The 602-nt window shown below is 47.3% G+C and carries 1 pseudogene; it reads right to left on the bottom strand.

Annotation, left to right across the window (positions count from 1 at the left end):
• A pseudogene (locus R7040_RS27970) lies at positions 1 to 602 on the bottom strand (cell division protein DamX); the annotation flags it as partial.

Here is a 602-nt window from a genome sequence, read left to right as displayed (position 1 = left end):
AGATTCTGATGGCGAAAGAGTCGGCTCAGTGAGTGTCGGAATGGCAGTTTGCTCGATGCTTCCCGTGATCTGCTGCGCTTTGTCATCTGGGCTTGGCTGATTAAACATCCACCAATAACCACCAGCGGCCAGCAACAGTAGCACCAAAACCACTAATGCGATGTTGAGTGGCGATCCGACAATTGAACGGATAATGATCCTTTTTTCCACTTTCATCTCTCCTAATGCCATGATGTCACCCGGAATCGGGTCGACTTTCTTAAATGCATCTCGAACACGTTTCTCCGCATCGTCATCGACATACCTAACCACTAGTGATTCGAAGAAACGACGCGCTTCCACTTCGGATAGCATATCGATATCAAGTTCAACTGGCTTAAGTTCTTGCCCATAACTCAACCGAGACAAGACCGACTCCAAACGCCCAGACTGAGTAAAAAGCAACACGTTGATCGTCCAGTTCGGCTTTTCATGCGCCTCTAAGACTAACGTCCATAACTCCGAAACGAGCGTTTCACTAAGTAAATGAGCGTCATCAATAACAATCGCAATATCGCAAGGCTCACCTTCGAGAATACGCTCTAGACTGTCGAGTAAAGGCT

The sequence above is a fragment of the Vibrio sp. 1069 genome (genome assembly GCF_033340555.1).
This window is presented reverse-complemented; position numbering and strand designations above follow the sequence as displayed.